Source organism: Synechococcus sp. HIMB2401 (genome assembly GCF_042883245.1).
Taxonomy (GTDB): Bacteria; Cyanobacteriota; Cyanobacteriia; order PCC-6307; family Cyanobiaceae; genus Parasynechococcus.
In genome coordinates this window covers 469014-489287 of the sequence record NZ_JBDJKK010000002.1, presented here as the reverse complement: position 1 = coordinate 489287, position 20274 = coordinate 469014, and the positions used below count along the sequence as shown (strand labels likewise).

The 20274-nt window shown below is 55.9% G+C and carries 16 protein-coding genes; 6 read left to right on the top strand and 10 right to left on the bottom strand.

All coding sequences use genetic code 11. From position 1 onward, the window contains the following. Positions 1-21 precede the first annotated feature (21 nt). Complete coding sequence (hisS, locus tag AAXE93_RS07345) at positions 22-1314, bottom strand: histidine--tRNA ligase (RefSeq protein WP_390129562.1); 1293 nt, start codon at positions 1312-1314, stop codon at positions 22-24. 84 nt (positions 1315-1398) lie between these two features. On the opposite strand from hisS, the gene galE reads away from it, so the two are divergent. Next, positions 1399-2460: a UDP-glucose 4-epimerase GalE gene (gene galE, locus AAXE93_RS07340; protein WP_390129560.1), complete on the top strand. Its 1062-nt coding sequence runs from the start codon at positions 1399-1401 to the stop codon at positions 2458-2460. After that, a complete protein-coding gene (selD, locus tag AAXE93_RS07335) occupies positions 2457-4484 on the top strand; it encodes a selenide, water dikinase SelD (protein ID WP_390129558.1) in 2028 nt (675 codons plus the stop codon). The genes galE and selD overlap by 4 nt, the downstream gene beginning before the upstream one ends. A 17-nt stretch (positions 4485-4501) precedes the next feature. Here the strand turns inward: selD and AAXE93_RS07330 are convergent, their stop codons facing one another. Beyond that, on the bottom strand, positions 4502-5728 hold the full coding sequence (locus tag AAXE93_RS07330; protein ID WP_390129556.1) for a CCA tRNA nucleotidyltransferase: 1227 nt from the start codon (positions 5726-5728) through the stop codon (positions 4502-4504). Positions 5729-5799: 71 nt separating this feature from the next. Further along, positions 5800-8184, bottom strand: coding sequence for a UvrD-helicase domain-containing protein (locus AAXE93_RS07325; RefSeq protein ID WP_390129553.1), 2385 nt, complete (start codon positions 8182-8184; stop codon positions 5800-5802). A 315-nt stretch (positions 8185-8499) separates the two neighbouring features. On the opposite strand from AAXE93_RS07325, the gene AAXE93_RS07320 reads away from it, so the two are divergent. Then, positions 8500-9384: a glycosyltransferase family 2 protein gene (locus tag AAXE93_RS07320; protein ID WP_390129551.1), complete on the top strand. Its 885-nt coding sequence runs from the start codon at positions 8500-8502 to the stop codon at positions 9382-9384. A 22-nt stretch (positions 9385-9406) separates the two neighbouring features. On the opposite strand, the gene AAXE93_RS07315 is transcribed toward AAXE93_RS07320, so the two are convergent. The 5 genes from AAXE93_RS07315 to AAXE93_RS07295 all read right to left on the bottom strand — a co-directional run bounded on the left by AAXE93_RS07315 (position 9407) and on the right by AAXE93_RS07295 (position 14981). After that, positions 9407-10651 carry an O-antigen ligase family protein gene (locus tag AAXE93_RS07315; RefSeq protein ID WP_390129548.1) on the bottom strand — a complete coding sequence of 415 codons (1245 nt, stop codon included), beginning with the start codon at positions 10649-10651 and terminating at the stop codon, positions 9407-9409. A 44-nt stretch (positions 10652-10695) separates the two neighbouring features. Beyond that, on the bottom strand, positions 10696-12528 hold the full coding sequence (locus tag AAXE93_RS07310; protein ID WP_390129545.1) for an ABC transporter ATP-binding protein: 1833 nt from the start codon (positions 12526-12528) through the stop codon (positions 10696-10698). 194 nt (positions 12529-12722) lie between these two features. Further along, positions 12723-13769, bottom strand: coding sequence for a glycosyltransferase (locus AAXE93_RS07305; RefSeq protein ID WP_390129541.1), 1047 nt, complete (start codon positions 13767-13769; stop codon positions 12723-12725). A gap of 18 nt (positions 13770-13787) precedes the next feature. Further along, positions 13788-14501, bottom strand: a complete 714-nt coding sequence (locus AAXE93_RS07300) for a heme oxygenase (biliverdin-producing) (protein ID WP_115131557.1) — start codon at positions 14499-14501, stop codon at positions 13788-13790. Positions 14502-14573: 72 nt separating this feature from the next. Next, positions 14574-14981, bottom strand: coding sequence for a hypothetical protein (locus AAXE93_RS07295; protein ID WP_390129538.1), 408 nt, complete (start codon positions 14979-14981; stop codon positions 14574-14576). Positions 14982-15094: 113 nt separating this feature from the next. Between AAXE93_RS07295 and AAXE93_RS07290 the strand changes: the two genes are divergently transcribed. Beyond that, a complete protein-coding gene (locus AAXE93_RS07290; RefSeq protein WP_390129535.1) occupies positions 15095-15850 on the top strand; it encodes a 5'-methylthioadenosine/adenosylhomocysteine nucleosidase in 756 nt (251 codons plus the stop codon). A gap of 67 nt (positions 15851-15917) precedes the next feature. Here AAXE93_RS07290 and AAXE93_RS07285 read toward each other — a convergent pair whose 3' ends face one another. Further along, positions 15918-16115 (bottom strand): glycosyltransferase, encoded by a 198-nt coding sequence (locus AAXE93_RS07285; RefSeq protein WP_390129533.1) that lies wholly within the window; start codon positions 16113-16115, stop codon positions 15918-15920. Between the two features lie 82 nt (positions 16116-16197). Between AAXE93_RS07285 and AAXE93_RS07280 the strand changes: the two genes are divergently transcribed. Next, entirely contained in the window at positions 16198-17622 is a 1425-nt protein-coding gene (locus AAXE93_RS07280) for an NADP-dependent isocitrate dehydrogenase (RefSeq protein ID WP_390129531.1), read from the top strand. Positions 17623-17656: 34 nt separating this feature from the next. After that, on the top strand, positions 17657-19015 hold the full coding sequence (locus AAXE93_RS07275) for a (Fe-S)-binding protein (RefSeq protein ID WP_390129529.1): 1359 nt from the start codon (positions 17657-17659) through the stop codon (positions 19013-19015). Here the strand turns inward: AAXE93_RS07275 and AAXE93_RS07270 are convergent. Continuing rightward, positions 18914-20260 (bottom strand): four-carbon acid sugar kinase family protein, encoded by a 1347-nt coding sequence (locus AAXE93_RS07270; protein ID WP_390129526.1) that lies wholly within the window; start codon positions 20258-20260, stop codon positions 18914-18916. The genes AAXE93_RS07275 and AAXE93_RS07270 overlap by 102 nt on opposite strands. Positions 20261-20274: the final 14 nt, after the last annotated feature.

The following is a 20274-nucleotide window of genomic DNA, read 5'->3' as shown; positions in this document are numbered from 1 at the left end:
GCATGTCTTGGTTCACTTCCCTTACAGGGACTTGAGAATCGCAACAAGTGCTTCCCGGTCATCGAGCCGAATGCAACGCTCCTCACCAGACTGCTGAAGTGGCTTTAAACGCACTTCACCCCGCTCCGCTTCGTCATCGCCTAGCACCAGGGCCCAGCGAGCTCCACGGCGGTCCGCACGTTTGAACTGCTTCCCGAAGGCTGAACCCGAGTCATCGAGGTCCACCGCCAGGCCGTTGCCCCGCAAATCGCGTGCCAGCGCCAGAGCGGCAGCCGAAGCCTGCACGCCACGATTGACAATGAAGACATCAGGTAGCGAGGCAGCCACTAGGCCAGCCGCCCTGCCTTCGGGGTCAACCTCAGCCGAGGCTTCAAGCACCAAGAGCAGCCTTTCCATTCCCAAGGCCCAACCGATGGCGGGCGTCATTGCCCCGCCGAGTTGCGCGATCAAGCCGTCGTAGCGACCACCACCGCAGACGGTGGCCTGAGCACCCAACCGATCGCTGGTGATCTCAAAGGCGGTGTGGCTGTAATAGTCCAGGCCCCGCACCAGTCGGGGGTTCAATCGGAAAGGGATCTCCAGGGCAGTCAAGCCCTGCTGCACCGCTTCAAAGCGCTGACGGCTCTCAGGGCTGAGGGCATCAGCCAGGGTTGGCGCATCCTTCAGCAGAGCCTGCGTGTCTTTGTTCTTCGAGTCCAGGATGCGCAGAGGATTGGTACTGAGCCGGGCCTGGGAATCGGGATCGAGAGCCTCAGACCGCTGCTCCAGCCAATGCACCAGCGCCGCTCGGTAGGCCTGGCGATCCTCTGATGACCCGAGGCTGTTGAGTTCCAGCTCCAGGCCACCCACCCCGAGGCGAGCCAACAAATCCCAGGCAAGAGCAATCACCTCAACGTCGCTGCGGGCGCTTTCCGCGCCAAGCCACTCCACCCCGATCTGATGAAACTGTCGCTGCCGACCAGCCTGAGGCCGCTCGTAGCGAAACATCGGACCGGCGTACCAAAGCTTCTGCGCACCTTGGCTCAGCAGTCCATGTTGGAGTGCAGCCCGCACCACCGAGGCCGTGCCCTCCGGCCGCAGCGTGCAGGAGCGATCGCCGCGATCCTGAAAGCTATACATCTCCTTACCCACCACATCGGTGGCTGCACCGATGCCACGGCAGAACAGATCCGTCGTCTCCAGAAGCGGCGTCCGAATCTCACCAAACCCAGAACGCTGGAAATGCTCCCGCGCCACAGCCTCCACCGCTTGCCAGCGCTGAAGCGCCTCCGGCAGCAGATCCACCATGCCCCTGAGGCTCTGGAGCTGACTCACGTACGGGATTCAAGTACAGCGACTCAGTCTGCCCGCTGGCGGCAGTTGCTTCAAAATCAGACTGTGTTGTGAATCCTGCAAAAGATGGGCAGCCGCGTTTTGGTCACAGGCGGCGCCGGTTTCATCGGCAGCCACACCTGCCTCGTTCTGCTCGAGGCCGGTTACGACCTGCTGATCCTGGACAACTTTGCCAACAGCTCTCCAGAAGCCCTAACCAGGGTGGCCGCTGTCGCCAACGTTGCTCTAGGCAGCCAACGGCTGCAGATCCAGCGAGGGGACATCCGCGATCCCATCACCCTCGATGGGCTCTTTTCAGCGGCTGCCGCCAACGGTCGTCCCTTTGATGCCGTTATACATTTCGCCGGGCTCAAAGCGGTTGGCGAATCTATTGAAAAGCCGCTTCTCTACTGGGATATAAATGTCGCGGGCTCACGAACTCTGCTCGCGGCCATGGATGCCCATGCCTGCCGCACCCTTGTCTTCAGCAGCAGCGCCACCGTCTACGGATACCCCGTAACCGTTCCGACCCCTGAATCGGCACCCATCCAACCCAACAACCCCTACGGCTTTTCTAAAGCCGCTGTTGAGCAGATGCTCACGGATCTCAACAGCAGCGCTCCAAACACTTGGCGCATCGCATCCCTCCGATACTTCAACCCCGTGGGCGCCCATCCCAGCGGTCGCATCGGAGAAGACCCTCTGGGAATCCCCAACAACCTCTTTCCTTTCGTGACCCAAGTCGCTGTCGGCCGCCGTGATCAGCTCCGGGTATTCGGCAGCGACTGGCCAACCCATGACGGCACGGGCGTTCGCGATTACATCCACGTAATGGATCTGGCAGAAGGCCACAAAGCCGCCCTCACCACCCTGCTCAATCAGGGGCCACAGCACCTCACCTGCAACCTCGGCAGCGGGGCCGGAGCCAGTGTTCTTGACGTGGTCAACGCCTTTTCCGCCGCCAGCGGACAAGACATTCCCTATGCCCTCGTTGACCGACGGCCTGGCGATGCCGCTGTCACCGTCGCCGACCCCTCACGCGCCGCTGACCTTCTCCAATGGCGAACGAAGCGCACCCTCACCGACATCTGTCGCGATGGTTGGGCCTGGCAGCAGGCCAATCCCATGGGCTACCGACAATCCGCATGACGGTCGGCGGGACACTGCTTTTAGCCGGCGGCGGCCACAGCCATTCACTCCTGCTCAAACGCTGGGCAATGCGACCAGAGCGGCGCCCGCAGCAGAGCATCACCCTGATCAACCGCAGCAGCACAGCCCTGTATTCCGGCATGGTCCCGGGCCTCATCGCCGGCATCTATCAACAAGACGAGCTCTCCATCGACCTGCGTCAGCTCTGTGACAGGGCCGGGGTCGCCTTTGTTGAAGCGGAAATCACCGGATTAGACATCGAACAAAACTGTCTGCACCTTCGCGACCGTCCTGCACTCCACTTCGACTGGCTAAGCCTGGATTTAGGAGCTGTGAGTCGACCGAGCAGCAGGGGGATTCCCATCAAGCCATTGGAAGCCGCGCTCGCCTTCCTCGAAAGCGAAGACCCCAGCGACCCCCAGCCACTGCGGGTGATCGGAGCGGGAGCAGCCGGCCTGGAAGTCGTCCTGGCGCTGCGACGCCGCTGGCCGCGGCGGGCGCTTCAGCTGCAACAGCGCAAGGGACAGCTGGATTCAGCCATCCAGAAGGTGCTGCAACGGGCCCGCATCACCTTGATCGAAGACAACGGCGACCATACCGGACCCAGCCTGCTCTGCACGGGAAGCCAGGGGGCCGCCTGGCTATCAACCACCGGCCTACCGCTGGATCCCGATGGTCGAGTCCGCACCGATCGCCACCTGAGGGTCGAAGGCCATCCATGCCTATTCGCCAGCGGCGACTGTGCCGTGATCAGCGCCTCACCCCGCCCGGCGTCAGGGGTGTGGGCGGTGCGCGCCGGACGCCCCTTAGCCACCAATCTGGAAGCGGCCTGCCAGGGAACCCCCCTGCGGCCCTGGCATCCGCAGCAGCAGGCACTGCAGCTGATTGGCAGCTATCGGGAGGCTGCCTGGGCTCGCTGGGGGCGCTGGAGGGTGGGGCCTTCTCCACTGCTATGGCACCTGAAGCAACGCATCGATCGCGCTTTCATGGCTGGCTTTCGGCATCCAGCAGCAATGACCGATGCCGCTCCGATGGCCTGCCGAGGTTGTGCTGCCAAGTTGCCGGCACAACCTCTTGCCGCAGCTCTGGAACAGGTGGGGCTTGGGGGGCAGCCCGAAGACGCTGCTCATCTCGATGAGCATCCAGGGCTGCTGCAAAGCATGGACGGCTTTCCGGCCCTAATGAGTGACCCCTGGCTCAACGGCCGTCTGACGGCCCTGCACGCCTGCTCTGATCTCTGGGCCTGTGGTGCCACAGTCTCCAGCACCATGGCAACAATCACATTGCCGATGGTCTCTGCCAGTGAGCAGCAGGAGTTGCTGGCGCAAACTCTGGGCGGCATCCGCTCGGTTCTGGATGAACAGGGCGCAGAGCTGATCGGTGGACACACGATGGAGTCCCGCAGCGCTTCACCCGTGCCTGCAAGCCTCGGGGTTCAGGTCGCCCTCACGGTGAACGGCAACAGCACCGAATCCCCCTGGCTGAAATCGGGGCTTCGGGCTGGTGATGCCTTACTGATCAGTCGCCCACTGGGCACCGGGGTGCTGTTTGCGGGAGCCATGAGCGGTGCCACTAAGGCTGCTGATCTGGATACTGCGATCAAAAGCATGGTCACGAGCCAGCACAAGCTTCTGAAGCAGCTTCAACCAGTTCGAGGGGACATTCACGCCTGCACCGACATCACCGGTTTCGGCCTGCTTGGGCATCTGGGCGAAATGCTCCAGAACAGTCCAGGACTGACCATCGAACTGGAGGGTTCTGCCATCCCGGCGTACCCCGGTGCACTTGAGCTATTCGAACGCGGCATCTCCAGCACGCTGGCCCCTTCGAACCGTGCTGCCTGGCGATGGCTCGAAGGCCCGGTTCAGCTAAGAGACCACGCGTCCCCGGCCTTGCTCGAACTGCTGGTGGACCCACAGACCTGTGGCCCCTTGCTGCTGGCCTGCACCAGCGAAGCCGCCGCTCAACTCACTCGGGACGGCCCATGGCTTGAGATCGGCAACGCAACAGCCGCGCATGACTGAGGTCGTTCGCACGTTGTTCACAGTGGTACCCGCCTGCACGACTTGTCCTGAGCCTCACGGCGGAGCCTGTTCAACTCCTGTCCCAATGCAGGGCCAGGACACCAGCCGGAGTCCAAAAGCTGACGGGCGGTTTTCGGCGATTTGATCTTCCGCCAGCGCCCCCACCAGCGCAAAAGAGGCTTCCATTGAAGGGGCATCAGACAGATCAGCAGAGCGACGCTTTCAGCCTTCGCACCACGCTCCTCCAGGGCCTCTGACCAGACCGACGGGAGCGACGACACCCTTGGGCCATCCGCGAGAAGCCATTGCTTCAAATCCAACATCTGGCTTAACCACTGCTGCTGCTGACCAGGAAGCTGAAGTCGCTGCGCAACGCGCAGCGGATGCCTGGCACCAGACAGCAAAGCCGGCAAGAGGGGGAGCTCCAAGCGCTGAGCCCAGTGCAGACGACGCATCAGCCGCGGATCATCCTGAAGACTCGGATCAACCAACGGCAAAGCACGCCATTGCTGCAGACAAGCAATGGCCTGTGCCCATGGCTCATTTTGAAACAAGCGGTCGAGCTCCATCCTCAGACGGGTCGAGAGGGCCGGTGGGGCCGCCTCTGCGGAAGCGCTGGTGGTCCAAGCCCAGGGCCAGGCCTGAATGGTTTGGGTGATTTGATCCTCCGTTTGTTCATCCAACGTGAAGCCCAGTCGAGCGACATAGCGCGCTGCCCTGATCACGCGCGTGGGGTCATCCCGAATGCTGTGGTCATGCAGCAGTGTCAATTGCTTGTCGGTCAACCCGCGTTGACCCGAATGGGAATCAACCAACTGCTCCGCCATGAGATCAATGGCCATGGCATTGATCGTGAAATCCCGCCGGAGAAGATCCTGCTGCAACGTGCCGGGTTCCACCTTGGGATTCTGAGCGGGAACCGGGTAGATCTCCCGCCGGGCTGATGCCAAATCAACGGGGATTCCATCGAAGCGCAGTGCAACTGTCCCGTAAGCCCCGTGATGCTGCACATCCGTGACCCGTTGCGAACCACAGCGCTGCAACAGCGCGTCAGTGAGGGCCAGAGCATCCCCCTCAACAACCCAATCCAGATCGGGAACACCGGCCCATGGAACACCATGCAGCTGATGCAGCAACAGGTCTCGGACCACGCCACCCACGAGGGCCAGCCGCGTCACTCCTGCGTCTTGAGCAGCACCACGAAACTCAGACGCTAACGATGGCGGCACACCCGGCAGATCCAATGCGTGGTGCTTCGGTCGGCAGCTCAATCATCACGCATCTGCATGGGATTGACCGCTTGCGATCAATCGCCTCAACCAACAGGCTCGATTGGGGCGAGGCGCGGATCAAGGATCTTGGGGCCCATCCCTACGAACTTGACCGCGATAGACACCTTTTCGCCACTACCGAAGGTATGGGTGATCTCGCCAACACCGAAGCTGGCATGCAACACCTGGTCACCCACCTGCCAGCTCCGACCGGGAGCTGGCCCTGCCTGACGTCGCCGCACCGCATTCGCGGGGGCCGATGACGGTTTGTCCCGATCCACACGGGTGAGCCGTTCCAGGCGCCGCTCGCGCCGAAGCGCTGCACCACCACTCTGGGGAATGTCCCCCTGCACCAGGGCCTCCGGCAGCTCCGAAAGAAACACCGACGGAACCGCCGCCTCACGCATGCCACCCCAAAGACGCCGCTCACTGGCATGGGATAGGAACAAACGCTCCTTCGCCCGGGTGATGCCCACATAGCAAAGACGTCGTTCTTCCTCCAGTGATGCCGGATCGTCGAGGGAGCGATAGCTGGGGAAGAGTCCCTGCTCCAAACCCACCAGGCAGACCACAGGAAATTCCAATCCCTTGCTGCTGTGCAGTGTCATCAAGGTGACACGGTCCGCAGCGGTGTCCTTGCTGTCGGCATCACTGGAGAGTGCAGCACTGGCCAGGAATCCCTCCAGATCTCCCTCCTCGTTCTCCTCCTGGTACTGAAGAGCGGCGTTCACCAATTCCTGCAGGTTGCGACGCCGTTCCTCGGCCTCATCGGTGCCATCAGCGATCAGCTCGCTGACATAACCGCTTTTCTCCATCACCTGCTGAATCAGTTCTGAGGGAGCCACCTCACGGCTGCGCGACTGGAGATCGTTCACCAGATCGCAGAACTGCAGCAGCCCCTTGGCGGAACGACCGCCCAGGGAACGTACCGCTTCAGGGTCAGTCACCACATCCCACAGCGGAATGCCCAGTTGATTGGCCGCATCGGTGAGCCGCTGGATCGTGGTCTTGCCGATGCCGCGCTTGGGCACATTGATCACCCGCAGCAGGCTGACGGTGTCCGCCGGATTGATCAGCAGCCGGAGATATGCCAGAAGATCCTTGATCTCACGCCGGTCGTAGAAGCGCAGTCCCCCGACCACGATGTAAGGAATTCCCCAACGCACCAGCGATTCCTCGATCGCACGGGACTGGGCATTGGTGCGATAAAGCACGGCCATGTCACCCCAACTGAGCTCGGGATTGGCCGCTTCCATCGTGCGCAACCGGTGCACCACGGATTCCGCTTCAGCGATTTCGTCATCGCAGCGGGTGAGAGAGATCAATTCCCCCTCACCACGTGTGGGTCGCAACACCTTGTCGATCCGTTCGCTGTTGTTGGAAATCAGCGCGTTGGCCGCTTCAAGGATCGTGGCGGTGGAGCGGTAATTCTCCTCCAGCTTCACCATCGTGCGCGTGGCCTCATCCGGAGCCTGATCACCGAAATCGTCCTGAAAACCCATCAGGATCGTGAAATCTGCAGCCCGGAAGCTGTAGATGCTCTGGTCGGCGTCACCCACTACAAACACAGAACGCCCGGCCCAATCGTCGTAATCCTGCGGATCCTTGCCATCGGTCACCAGCAGCTTGATCAGGTCGTACTGGGTGCGATTGGTGTCCTGATACTCATCAACCAGAACATGACGGAAGCGGCGGTGCCAGTAGCTGCGCACCTGCTCGTTTTGCTGCAAAAGCTGTACAGGGAGGAGCAGCAAATCGTCAAAATCGAGGGCATTGTTGGCAGCAAGCGCCTTTCGATAACGCCGGTAAACATCAGCCGTGAGCTTGCCCCGCTGTCCATCGGCATTGGCCTCGAGCTGGTCGGGAAGCCAGCCCTGGTTTTTGGCGTTGCTTATCGCCCAACGGGTCTTCTTGGGGTCAAAGCGCTTGGGATCCAGCTGCAGTTCCTGGGTGACGATCTCTTTGACCAGGCTCTGGGCATCCGCTTCGTCGTAGATCGAAAACTGCTTCGTCCAAGTGAGTCCTTCGGAGTCCTGGAATTTGTCGATGTCGTAGCGGAGCATCCGCGCAAACAACGCGTGGAAGGTACCGATCCAGAGTTCTTTGGTGACTTCGCGGTAGATGCGCGAACGCAACTGACGCTGCTCCACCGGCGGCAGGGTGCTCCAGGGCTGGCCGTATTGACTCTGTGCCAGCCTCTGAGCCAAGAGCAGCTCAAGCCGCTCCTTCATCTCTCGAGCAGCTTTGTTGGTGAAAGTAACAGCCAGAATCTGCGCCGGATCTGCACCGTGCTCACCTATTAGGTGGGCTATGCGATGGGTGAGGGCCCTCGTCTTTCCGCTGCCGGCGCCGGCAACCACCAACATGGGACCTTGATGGTGATCGACAGCCCTACGCTGGGCATCGTTGAGGCCATCTAAGAAGCTCATAGCGAATTATTCTAGGCATAATGAGAAGAGACGATCGATAACTGCGCAAGAAGTTTTGTCGCGACCGCAGAATCGATATGCAAGCACAAATTCCCACACCAGATACACGCAGTTTGCCAAGAAACCACTAGGGAATTGCAGCATGCAACAAGAAACCTAAGAACGCTCCAAAGACATTCGAAAAAGAAGCAACCATACAAACTGAATCTAAAGCCGCAAGCAGACACAATTAGGCAACGAATTCATATTAAAAACAAATTCGCTCATGATCATGGCGCAAATGAATTAGGCTCTGACCATCTATAGCCCGAAACGATGGCTCCCAAGAAGCCTACAGGCAAAGTCGATTTATCATTAGTAATATGCACATATGGCAGAATAAAACAATTGGGAGAGATTATTCAATCAATCAGATGTCAATCAGTGGCGCCAAAAGAAATTATAATCGTAGATCAAAATCCGCCCGGATTCCTAGACGGCTTACTAGAGGATTGCACAGGCAAACTGAATATTGTTCACAAACGAGTCGCATTCACTGGGGCCTCAAAAGCAAGAAATTTTGGAGCGAGCATCGCCACAAGTGATCTGATTGCATTCCCCGACGACGATTGCATCTATAGAGAAGATACAATAAAAAATGTCATACGCAGATTCGAACGAGATGACGAGCTTGGAGTACTAATAGCAGGAAAAGACGAAATTTTAAATGCTACCCCTAAAGTCAAAAATCAGGGGGGAAATACAATGACAGAAATACATACTGTCTTGGATCTATTCAAGGCCAAGGCGGAAACATCCAATATTTTTGCACGAAAAAGAGTATTGAAAAAATTAGAATATGTTTTTGATGCCAGTATTGGCCCAGGGAAAGCTACAGAATGGGCTTCAAATGAAGAAACAGATTTATTGGTAAGATTGCTACAAAATAATGTACTCATAGCGAAAGACGAAACAATCAGAATCATTCATCATTCTTGCCAGGGCTCACTAAAGAAAACACTACAGTACGGGATGGGCAGATATGAACTAATCAGGAGAAATAATCTTGGTATTTTTATATACTTTATAAATCTTTTACAGCCAATTGTGCGGCTCATTCTTAAGCCACGACTCAAGTATATTCCGACATGCTTTATGACAATAATCGGAAGATCTGGTCTCATTAACATTTTGCTTTCTGCCAGAAAACAAAATAAATAAGCCAGAACAAGGCAAATAATTACTAATTAACTCCCTTTTCCCTCCCTGCAACAAGTCCAAGAATAAGCCAAAAAGCAGGGTACTCGCCCAAGTGGCCATTATGCATGGAGTATATTATTACTTGAAAGGCCAAAAAAGAGAGGGAAAAATGTAAAAAATCCATGCGTTTAAAAGCAAAGATTCTAGCTATTGGAATTAAAAAGCAAGCTAACAATGGTAGAGTCAATAATAAGCCTCCAATAGCCAAGGATTCAAAAATATAATTATGAGGGAAGTAAATACCCTGTTCAATCTCAAGGCTTCCCAGTAATGACTGTATATTGAAACCAACGCCATAAAGTGGACTTGTTAAAAATTCACTCAAGCAAACTTGCCAGAACTCAATTCTTGTAAAAACCGTATCCCATAGCCTACTAGTAAAAATTTTGTCAAGCAAAAGATCAGAATAAGATAGGACTATAACAACGAGTATTCCCAAAGAAAAAGTTGTCAAGAGACTAGGAGCTGTGAAGGAAAATAGGGAAGGCGAAGAGCGTTTTGCAGACCATATACCAAACAACGAAATAATGATCATTGCCAAAATTGCGCCCCGCGTAGCACTAAAAACTACTATAAAAGAACCAATTGCTATTCCAAGAAATGACACATACTTAGAATAGCAATAAGATTTCAAATAATAGTCTCTTGCAATAAGGCTGGACAAACTCAGTAAGAATAGAGAACAGCCAGCATTGGCAGCAGTAATTGCATTTAAATGGTCTAAATAAAAACCACCTTGATCAAATCCTGGCTTGAGCGCAAAACAAATAACCGAAATGCCAAGCAAAGCAACACCATACTCAATTGCTTTGTACAAAACTCTGCAAAGGTTGATAAATGGCGCGAATAGACAGGCGGCTACACCGCTAACCAATGAACTACCCAAACCCCATGCCAAAAGTTCCCAGAGAGGAACAGATAGGTTAACTTTCTCTAGGAACACATCATAAAACAGCCTGATCGTATACAGAGTCCAAAAAACTACAATTACATTAATCCATGACTTGATAGTAATCGAAAAAACTTTATTCTGAAAAAAGAGATATAGAATATAACAAGCATTTATAAGCATTAGGCACAGACGAAAAGCAAGCATCACCGAACGGTTGTCTAAAGACAACACGTTGACGATAGAAGAAAAGAATACTTGACCAAAAAGAGCAAACGAAAGGACTACGGCTGCGATCTCTACAGAATTTTTTCGCGTAAACTGTAAAATTCTTTCCATGATTGCATCACATATAAGTGATATACAGCAAAGCAAATACCAAGTTAATGCTTGGCACAAGATTGCAGGTTAATCATTTGCCTAAAGCTCGATGACAGCTCTTTAAGCTCATCAAAGTTACCACTTGCAACAATTTTACCTGCATCAAACTCATATATACGATCACATTTCTGAATAGTAGAAAGACGATGAGCGATAACTAAAGTAGTACATCTTCTTCCAATGATCTCTAGAGACTGTATAACTTCGGATTCCGTTTTATTGTCTAAAGCACTCGTAGCTTCGTCTAGAATTAAAAATTTTGCAGACCTATAAAAGGCTCTAGCTAGAGCTAATCTTTGACGTTGCCCTCCTGACAAGCTAATACCATTATCACCAATGGGTGTGTGTAAACCGTAAGGAAGATCGGATACCACAACATCTAATTGTGCGGCTTCAAGCGCATCCCAAACCTTGTCCTCATCGACATTATTTAAACTAACACCAAAAGCGACATTAGAAATAATAGAGTCAGACAGCAAATTTATAGACTGAGGAACTTGAGCGCAACATAAATGCCAAGAAGTTATTTCATCGACTAGAACAGGGATGCCATCGAGAATCAAATCTCCTCGTTGTGGAGTTAACAGTGAGAGCAAAACATTTGCAGCTGTAGTTTTTCCACTACCTGTAGGACCTACAAATGCCACACGAGATCCCACTGGAATGCTTAGTGACACATTATCCAGTGCATTCTTAGTTGCATCTGGATATCTATAAGTAACGTTTTGAAGGCCTATTGATCTAAGAGGGAAAATTCCTTCTGGAGTCCTATTAAGAAGCAGCGAAGAGGCTTGAAAATTTACAGTATTATCAAGCAATGACGTTATATTCATGATTTCAGGCAACCCCCCTCTCAAAATGGATATCGCAGAGAAAAAGTCTTGAAGTGGCTTTGCAAGGCGCAAAGCTCCTACAGACAATATAGATAAAAAGGGAAGAACCTCGATAATTTTTTCTTGTTGTCCAGATAAAACTGGTGGAACGACTCCAATTAGAAAGATCATTGAGATACCAAGGGGCTCAATAAGTAGCCTCGGTATTTCGGGTAGAACTGTTGCATTCACGACTGATCCTTTGTATATCGATGTAGATCGATTGAATCTTCTTGAAAAGTAGGGCTCGCTAAGACCAAGCTTCAAGTCAACTATTGCTTGGAAAGATTCGAAGAATCCTTTGGTGTATCTCTCTCTCGTAACAATCTTTTGCCTTGAGGCTTTACGCAAGGCAGGATTTATCAAATAGCCAATAAGAATATAAAGAATAAACATCGATAGTATCAATACAAATGCAGAACTTCCGCCAACATACAAAATCCCTGCAACCAGAAATGTGATACTAATTAGACAGCTTGTTGCCCTCAAAGCCGGAGTTAGAATATCCCTCAACAGACACTCCAGATTTGATAGTAGATCCGAAGCAAGTGCTGATATATTCCCCGTTAAATGATATTCATAAGGCTGACCCAGTGTCTGCTTAAAGATTCGACTAGACAAGTCCAGCCACAATTCTCCTGCAAGATTCTCCTGCATAAAGCGAAGTAAGAGTCGGACCCCAGACTGCAGCCAATTAATTAAGACAAAAATTGCAATTAACCACAAAGATTGTATGTATGGACTGGCCCCAAATACCTTTACGCCAGGCAACAAGTTAATGAGATCAGTGCCAACAAGCGTTCCAGTAAGCCTACCTATAACTGCGACAGTAGCAATATCAAGAAAGCCAGAAAAAATAGAGACTGGTATAATTATCCATAGCCTAATTAAACTTTGTTTTTCAACATACCTAAATAGATTTCTTAGCTCATAAAGCGTCTCGCTAGAAAATATTTTTAACACAGCGACAACACTAATAAATGTATTTTACGCTATATTGCCTTTCCTTTTACATTTGATAGACAGTTAATCAACCGATTGGCCAATGTGCCTAAAAAAACAAAAAAATATGCGCGAAGCAAAGAATTTGGCAAATAGAAGTCGAGGAGGCAGAGATTGACTCGAAACAACTGGATTTTTGTGGAATATAATTACACTCAATAACCAAAAAAATCTAAAATTCTCCTTAGAGCTTGCTTAAAATATTTAAGAAGTAAAGCCAATCCAAAGTTTGGCCTCAATAAAAGGCGAGGATTATTAATTAAAATAGGCATAAGAGAATCTAGTTCTGTCAAAACAGCACGCCATCTCTGAATGAATAGGGGCTCTGAAAAATCTCTCAATGCAAAGTCCAAAGCAGATTCTGATGGCTTCCACTCATCAGGATTTGCAACTGCTGCAGCCACTCTGTCCACATCATTTGATAAACATCCGTAACCAATTTGATGCCCCATTACGCCAGGTGTAAAGGTGTCTGCAAGGGCATGATTCAAACTACTAAATACAATGCAACCGCAAGAAATGGCTTCCAAAGGAGGCAAACCAAATCCTTCGCTCACACCAGCTTTACTCCAATGTTCAGTAGAGTCATACAAAAAAACTTTAGTGCTATTAAACAAATGCACTAAATCCTCCACCCAATCACTCTGTATCTCTACATGAAGACCCTTGGCACGCAGAGCCGGGACTAATTCATACAATAGATAATTACTACTCTTTCTTTTTTGAACAAGAACATCGATTGGTCGACTCGATAGATCTCCTATACGATCTCCTCTTGCTAACCATTGAGATTCAAGTGCATTAGGAATTAGGAATAAGGGATTCCTTGGTGCACGATGCCCCCAATAGCCCATTGTATTTCTACTAACAGCGACAATAGGAACACTCGGAGGAAGAGTGAATCCATATCCAGTGCTATGGGCTTGGTAAACAACTCTTCTTCCGCGAAGACGTCTTATCAATTTAGGAATATCAAATCCCCAACTAACTATCCATATCGAATCATCATATATAGATCGTTCACTAGACAGGAGGGTGTCAAAAAAAGGGTATTTATCGCTTCGCTCTCTATAAGTAACAATTGTTGTGCTTCGAATTTGCGAAAGTAAACCCGCTGTCTGCTTCGCGACATTGAGACCTCCACAACGAAAGCGTGGGCCAGTGCCTGGAACTAGAACCCGAATTTCACGCAAGGAAATCAAAGAGTCACCAATCTGACTCTAAGCAGCGGCAGCTTCAGTACTGCCGGCCCGCTGACGGCGAGTGAGGAAGCCAAACAGAACCTTGCCGATGGCGGCGACCAAGTTGCCCTCCAGCTCCTTGAACATATTCATGTTCAGGTGGAAGGCGTGGTTGGCCTCCTCAACGATGCGATCGGCCATTGCCTGATCAATCGGCAGCGTGTCCATGGCAGAGCGATATGTCGTCTTGAACGCTTTTTCGTCAGCGATGTCGTCGAAAACGTAAAAGCGGAGGCCGTCATCCCCCTCCATGTTCATCGCCTTCTGGGCGATGTTCTTGAGGATCTGACCACCGGAGAGATCACCGAGATAGCGGGTGTAGTGATGGCCTACCAACAGCTCAGGAGACTCCTGGGCCACAGCGTGAATGCGCTCCACGTAAGCCGCTGCTGAGGGCGAGGGTTTGATGTCTTCCTTCCAGCTCTCACCGAAGTAATAGGTGAGGTCTTGCTCCAACGCCTCACGACGGTTCAGCTGAGCCATCGCGACAGGACCAACAACCGGGTGGTCCGCCAACTTGGTGATCTCCTCCTCCATCGCGGAGTAAACGAAGTAGAGATCAGCCACCAGCTTGCGGTAACTGGCCTTATCAACAACTCCCTTCAGAAAACAGCTCACGAAGCCCGTGTTCTCGGCCATGGTGTGCGACTTTTTCGTGCCTTCCCGGAGCTGGGCAGCAAGGGCGACAGACATGATTGCGAGAAATGGCCTGACCTCGAACTTAAAAGGAGTTCAAGGCAGAACGGCTGTATGCGTTGCGAAGGGTTACGCCGCTGGTTCAGAAGCAGCGGTTCCATCAAAGAGCTCGAACAGCTCGCGACAGATCTGCTGTAGCTGCTTCACCTGCTGCTGCTGAGGCAGGTGGGGGCCTTCCGGCAACCATTCCCCAACCGTGGCGAGGCGCCAGCGTTCGCCGTCGTAGGTCATGCCCCGCATCAACACCCCCAGCAGGCGCCACTGGTCATCACCACGGTCCGTGCTGATGCGCAATTGCATCAGCAAACTGCGGCATTCCAGGCGTGGACTCCAACCAGGGAAGTGAAACGAGAGGTCGAGCGATTCCGTCTCAGTCCACTGTCGGGTCTGCGGGTCGTCCCGCCAGGGGCTGAGGTTGACCTGTGCAGCAGGAAATTGGCGACGCACAAGCGTGATCGTGGATGCAAGCGCTCGCATCCGGGCCACGCTATGTACCGATTCGCCCGCGTTCACTGCAACCTCGTCACTCCGCACAGTGTGGGGGGAGATCAAAAAGGTCGCCGTTACGGTTGCGCGAGGTTCACGAAACCATGACGCAACCGCTGCACCTGGGCCTGCTGGGCGCCATGCCGGAAGAGATCGGCTCAGATCTCAGCCACCTCAAGGATCTGAGCTGCAGCGACCACGGCGATCTGAAAATCCACAGGGGATCGTGGGGCGACGAGGTGCGCCTGAGCCTGGCCTGGAGCGGCTGGGGCAAGGTGAGCGCTGCGCGGGCCGCCACTCGCCTGCTCGCCAGCGATCCCAGCATCGATCTACTGGTGTTCACTGGCGTTGCCGGCGCTGCAGATCCAATCCTCCGCCAATGGGATGTGGTGTTGGCCGATGCCGTGGTGCAGCACGACATGGATGCCCGACCCCTGTTCCCGCGCTTCACGGTGCCAGCACTGAAGAAGGACCAGCTCCAACCGCAGCCGGCCTGGTTCAACTGGGCCGAGACCGCCCTGCGTGAGGCTCATAGCGCAGGCGATCTGGACGGGTTCGCTCAGCCCAGCAGCGGGCTAATAGCCACTGGAGATCGTTTCATCAGCAATCCAGCCGTGCTGCAAACGCTGCGAAATGCCCTGCCCGACCTGCGGGCCGTTGAGATGGAAGGCGCGGCCGTCGCACAAGTGGCTGAGCAAGAAGGCGTCCCCTGGCTGGTGCTGCGAGTGATTTCCGATGGTGCCGATGCGGCGGCGGCCCAAAGCTTTGAAGACTTCGTCAAACTCTACGAACAACAGGCCTGGCGGCTCATTGAGGCCCTGCTTCAGCGCTGCAACAACACGCCCCGACACTGCGCATGATGCCTCTGCTCAACTGATTGCTGCGCTTTGGCCTGATGGTGGAGGGGCACGGCCGCAGCCGTTCACATCAGCGTGTGCTGCTGCTGGGCGCAAAGATGCGCCTGAGCCTGGCCAACCCCATCGCCTCCGTGGCATCGGACGAACCGTCATCAATGAGCAGCAGATGATCCACATCCGGCAAGGCCATGACCCGCTCTAAGAAGACGCTGATCACCTCGGCTTCGTTGAAGCAGGCCGCCACCACCGACACCTGCTCGCTGGCCATCAATGCGCGGTCTGCACTGTTTGGAACCGTAGGGCTACCGGCTCAGTCATAGGCTCAGCCTGCTGACGCCCGACCAACCGCCATGGCCCAGTTCGAGAAGCTCACCGCCCCCAGCCAGGGCACCCCGATCCGCTTCGAGAACGGCCAGCCCGTGGTGGCGGACAACCCGATCATCCCCTTCATCCGCGGCGATGGCACCGGCGTGGACATCTGGCCCGCAACGCAAAAGGTGCTGGATGCGGCTGTGGCCAAGGCCTACGGCGGCAGCAAGAGCATCGAATGGTTCAAGGTCTACGCCGGCGATGAAGCTTGCGACCTCTACGGCACCTACCAGTACCTGCCGGAGGACACCCTCGAGGCGATCCGCACCTACGGCGTAGCCATCAAAGGCCCCCTCACCACACCCGTGGGCGGTGGCATCCGTTCGCTGAACGTGGCCCTGCGCCAGATCTTTGATCTGTATTCCTGCGTGCGGCCCTGCCGCTACTACGAGGGCACCCCAAGCCCCCATAAGCGTCCCCAGGATCTGGACGTGATCGTTTACCGGGAGAACACCGAAGACATCTACATGGGGGTGGAATGGGAAGCCGATGACGCCGTTGGACAGGAGCTGCGCAAGCACCTCAACGAGGTTGTGATCCCTGCCAACGGCAAACTGGGCAAGCGCCAGATCCCAGAAGGGTCAGGCATCGGCATCAAGCCGGTGAGCAAAGCCGGCAGCCAGCGCCACATCCGCAAGGCCATCCAGCACGCCCTGCGTCTTCAGGGCGACAAGCGCCATGTGACCCTGGTGCACAAGGGCAACATCATGAAGTTCACGGAAGGAGCCTTCCGCGACTGGGGCTATGAACTGGCCACCACCGAATTCCGCGATGTGTGCATCACCGAGCGGGAAAGCTGGATCCTCGGCAACCTCGAGAAGGATCCCAACCTGAGCGTGCAGGCCAACGCCCGCATGATCGAGCCTGGCTATGACAGCCTCACTCCAGAGAAGAAAGTCGACATCGACGCCGAGGTACAGGCGGTGATCGACGCCATCGGCAGCAGCCATGGTGGCGGCAAGTGGAGGTCGATGGTGCTGGTGGATGACCGCATCGCCGACAGCATTTTCCAGCAAATCCAAACCCGGCCCCAGGAGTATTCGATCCTCGCCACGTTGAACCTCAACGGCGATTACATCTCCGACGCCGCCGCCGCGATGGTCGGTGGCTTGGGCATGGCCCCTGGCGCCAACATCGGCGAGAACGCCGCCATCTTCGAAGCCACCCACGGCACCGCCCCGAAACACGCTGGCCTCGACCGGATCAACCCCGGTTCGGTGATCCTCAGCGGCGTGATGATGCTGGAGTTCCTCGGCTGGCAGGAGGCTGCTGATCTCGTGACCAAGGGCCTCAGTGCCGCCATTGCCGACAAGCAGGTCACCTACGACCTGGCCCGACTGATGGAGCCCCAGGTGGATCCGGTGAGCTGCAGCGGTTTCGCCGAAGCGATCATCCAGCGCTTCTGATCACCAGAGCTGCCATTCACGCCAGACTCAGGCGATGGCCTCTCCAACCCAGCTCCCCGGGCTTCCCGCAGGTGCAGCAGACCCCTGCGTGCACTGCGGCTTCTGCCTGCCCACCTGTGCCAGCTACCGCGTGCTGGCCAGTGAGATGGACTCACCCCGCGGCCGCATCCATGCGCTGCGGGCGATCGAAGCCGGTGACCTGGAGCTGGATGCCACGGTGGCCAGCCATTTCGACACCTGCCTGGGCTGTTACGCCTGTGTTTCCGCCTGTCCTTCGGGAGTCCGCTACGACCAGCTGATCGAAGCCACCCGGCCCAAGCTGAATCAGGCCAACCAGCGCAGCAGTTGGCAAACCAGCTTCCGCAAGGTGCTGCTGCAGGTGCTGCCCTACCCCAAGCGCCTGCGGGCCCTGCTGCAACCCTTGCGGGCCTATGCCGGCACACCGCTGCAACAGCTGGCCCGCCGCTCCGGGCTCACCCGTCTGTTCGGGCCGGAAATCGAAGCGATGGAGCAACTGCTGCCACCCCTGGTGCCGGAGAGCTTCAGCGACCGACTGCCCCAGATCAATCCCGCCTCCGGCAAACGCCGCGGCCGCGTGGCGCTGTTGCTGGGCTGCGTGCAGCGCTGCTTCGATCCCAGCGTCAGCACCGCAACGGTGAAAGTACTGCAGGCCAACGGACTTGAGGTGGTCATCCCAGCAGACCAGGGCTGCTGCGGGGCGGTGAGCCATCACCAGGGGGAGCTGGAACTCACGCGCCAATTGGCAACGGATCTGGTTCGGAGCATGAATGCCGTTGAGGGAGATCTGGATGCGGTGCTGGTGGCTGCTTCGGGCTGCGGCCACACGATGAAGGCCTACGGCGAGCTCCTGAACGGCAAGGCGGCCTTCCGCGCTCCGGTGTTGGATGTGCAGGAATTCCTGGCGGACCGCGGCCTTTTGGAGTCGTTCCGCGCCCAACTGCAACCACTTCCCGGCGTCGTGGCCATGCATGACGCCTGCCACATGATCCATGGCCAGGGCATCCAGGCCCAGCCCCGCCAGCTGCTGCGGGCCATCCCCAACGTTCAGCTGCGGGAAGCAACCGAGGCGGGGGTGTGCTGCGGCAGCGCCGGCATCTACAACCTGGTGCAGCCAGAGGAAGCCGCCGAACTGGGCCGAATCAAGGCCGACGACCTCAGCAGCACAGGCGCTGAACTGGTGGCCAGCGCCAACATCGGTTGCACCCTGCAGCTGCGGCGCCATCTAGGCGATCGGGCCCAGGTGCAGCATCCGATGGAACTGCTGGCCGCCTCAGCCGGCCTCCATCCGCTGCCAGGCGTCCCTCAACGTGCCAACAACGCCGAGATTGCCGGGGAAGGTGAGAATCGGCAGTCCGCTGAAGGGTCCCGCTGACGGACGCACCAACGACAGACCCGGCAGCAGCTGCCCTTCCAGCTGCACCGACTCGAGGGCCAGACCCCGGGCCAGCAGCGTCTGGGTGGTGATGCCACCTTTGCTGAGCAGATAGCCCAGATCAGGAGCCAGGGCTGACGCGAGTCGCCCCATCAACTCGGCCAGAGCGCAGGACAAGCGCCGGCCCTCCTGTTCGGAAGCACAACGCAGCTCACCGCGGCTGGTGAACAACACCGGCGTCAGACCTTGATCCAGCAGTGCCCGCAGCTGCTGCAACCAGACCCGCTCAAGATCCGCCAGCAACAGATCGGGTGTCGGCCCCTCCAGCACCCGAGCGATGCGCGGCACCGGCAGTTCAACCCCTTGGCAACCCGATTCCTGCAGCAACAGCTCCAGCTGCTGATCCGCCAAGGGCACGTGGGAGCCCACCATCACCAGGCCCGGCAGAGGCGTTCCATCGTCAGCCAACCGTCGCAACCCCGCTAAGCCCTTGGGATCAAGCGGCGGCGGGCCTGGATCCGCCAGGGCCTTCACCATGCTGGCGGCGGAACGGAACAGAAAGCGTTTCTGCCCCTGAAGGGCGCGCGCCGCTGCTGCCAGAGCGGTGAGCTGCTCCTGCCGCTCGGCATCCACCACCACAGAGGCATTGCCCTGGAGCCCACGCAGACGCTCGATCAACAGCGGCAGGCCTGCTGCGCAGGCGGCATCAAGCTCCCGGCCACAGATGCGCTGCACGGACGCCGCGGCAATGGACCCATCACTCTTCTCCTCCAACCAGCGGGCCAGATCACTGCTGGTGAAACCGAACAGCCGATCCTGAGCGAACGGCGTGGTGTGCACCGGTTCCCCGTGGAGGAGATGCACCCCGTTCACGGTGGTGCGGCCCCCTTCCAAGAACGCCGGAACATGGAACGTGGCATCAAAGGGCCCGAAGGACGCCTGCAAAACCTCAGGCTCCAGCACCCCATGGCCGCGCAAGGTCGAATCACCACGACTCACCAGCAGCACCTGATCACGGGCCAATCCCTCCAGCTGCAGCGCCTGATCCAAGGCCACCGCAATACCGCGGTTGCGTTCCGCGGCATCCGTGGGCATCAGCGCCCGGGTGTCAGCCAGCAGAAACAACAGAGGCGACGCATGACGCAGCCCCTTACGCAGAGTGTCGACATCCCAGCGCAGCAGCAGCGGACAGCTGTGCACCGTCTGCGAGCCGGTGGGATCGTCGTCAATGACAACAACCTTCATGGCACCATCGTGCC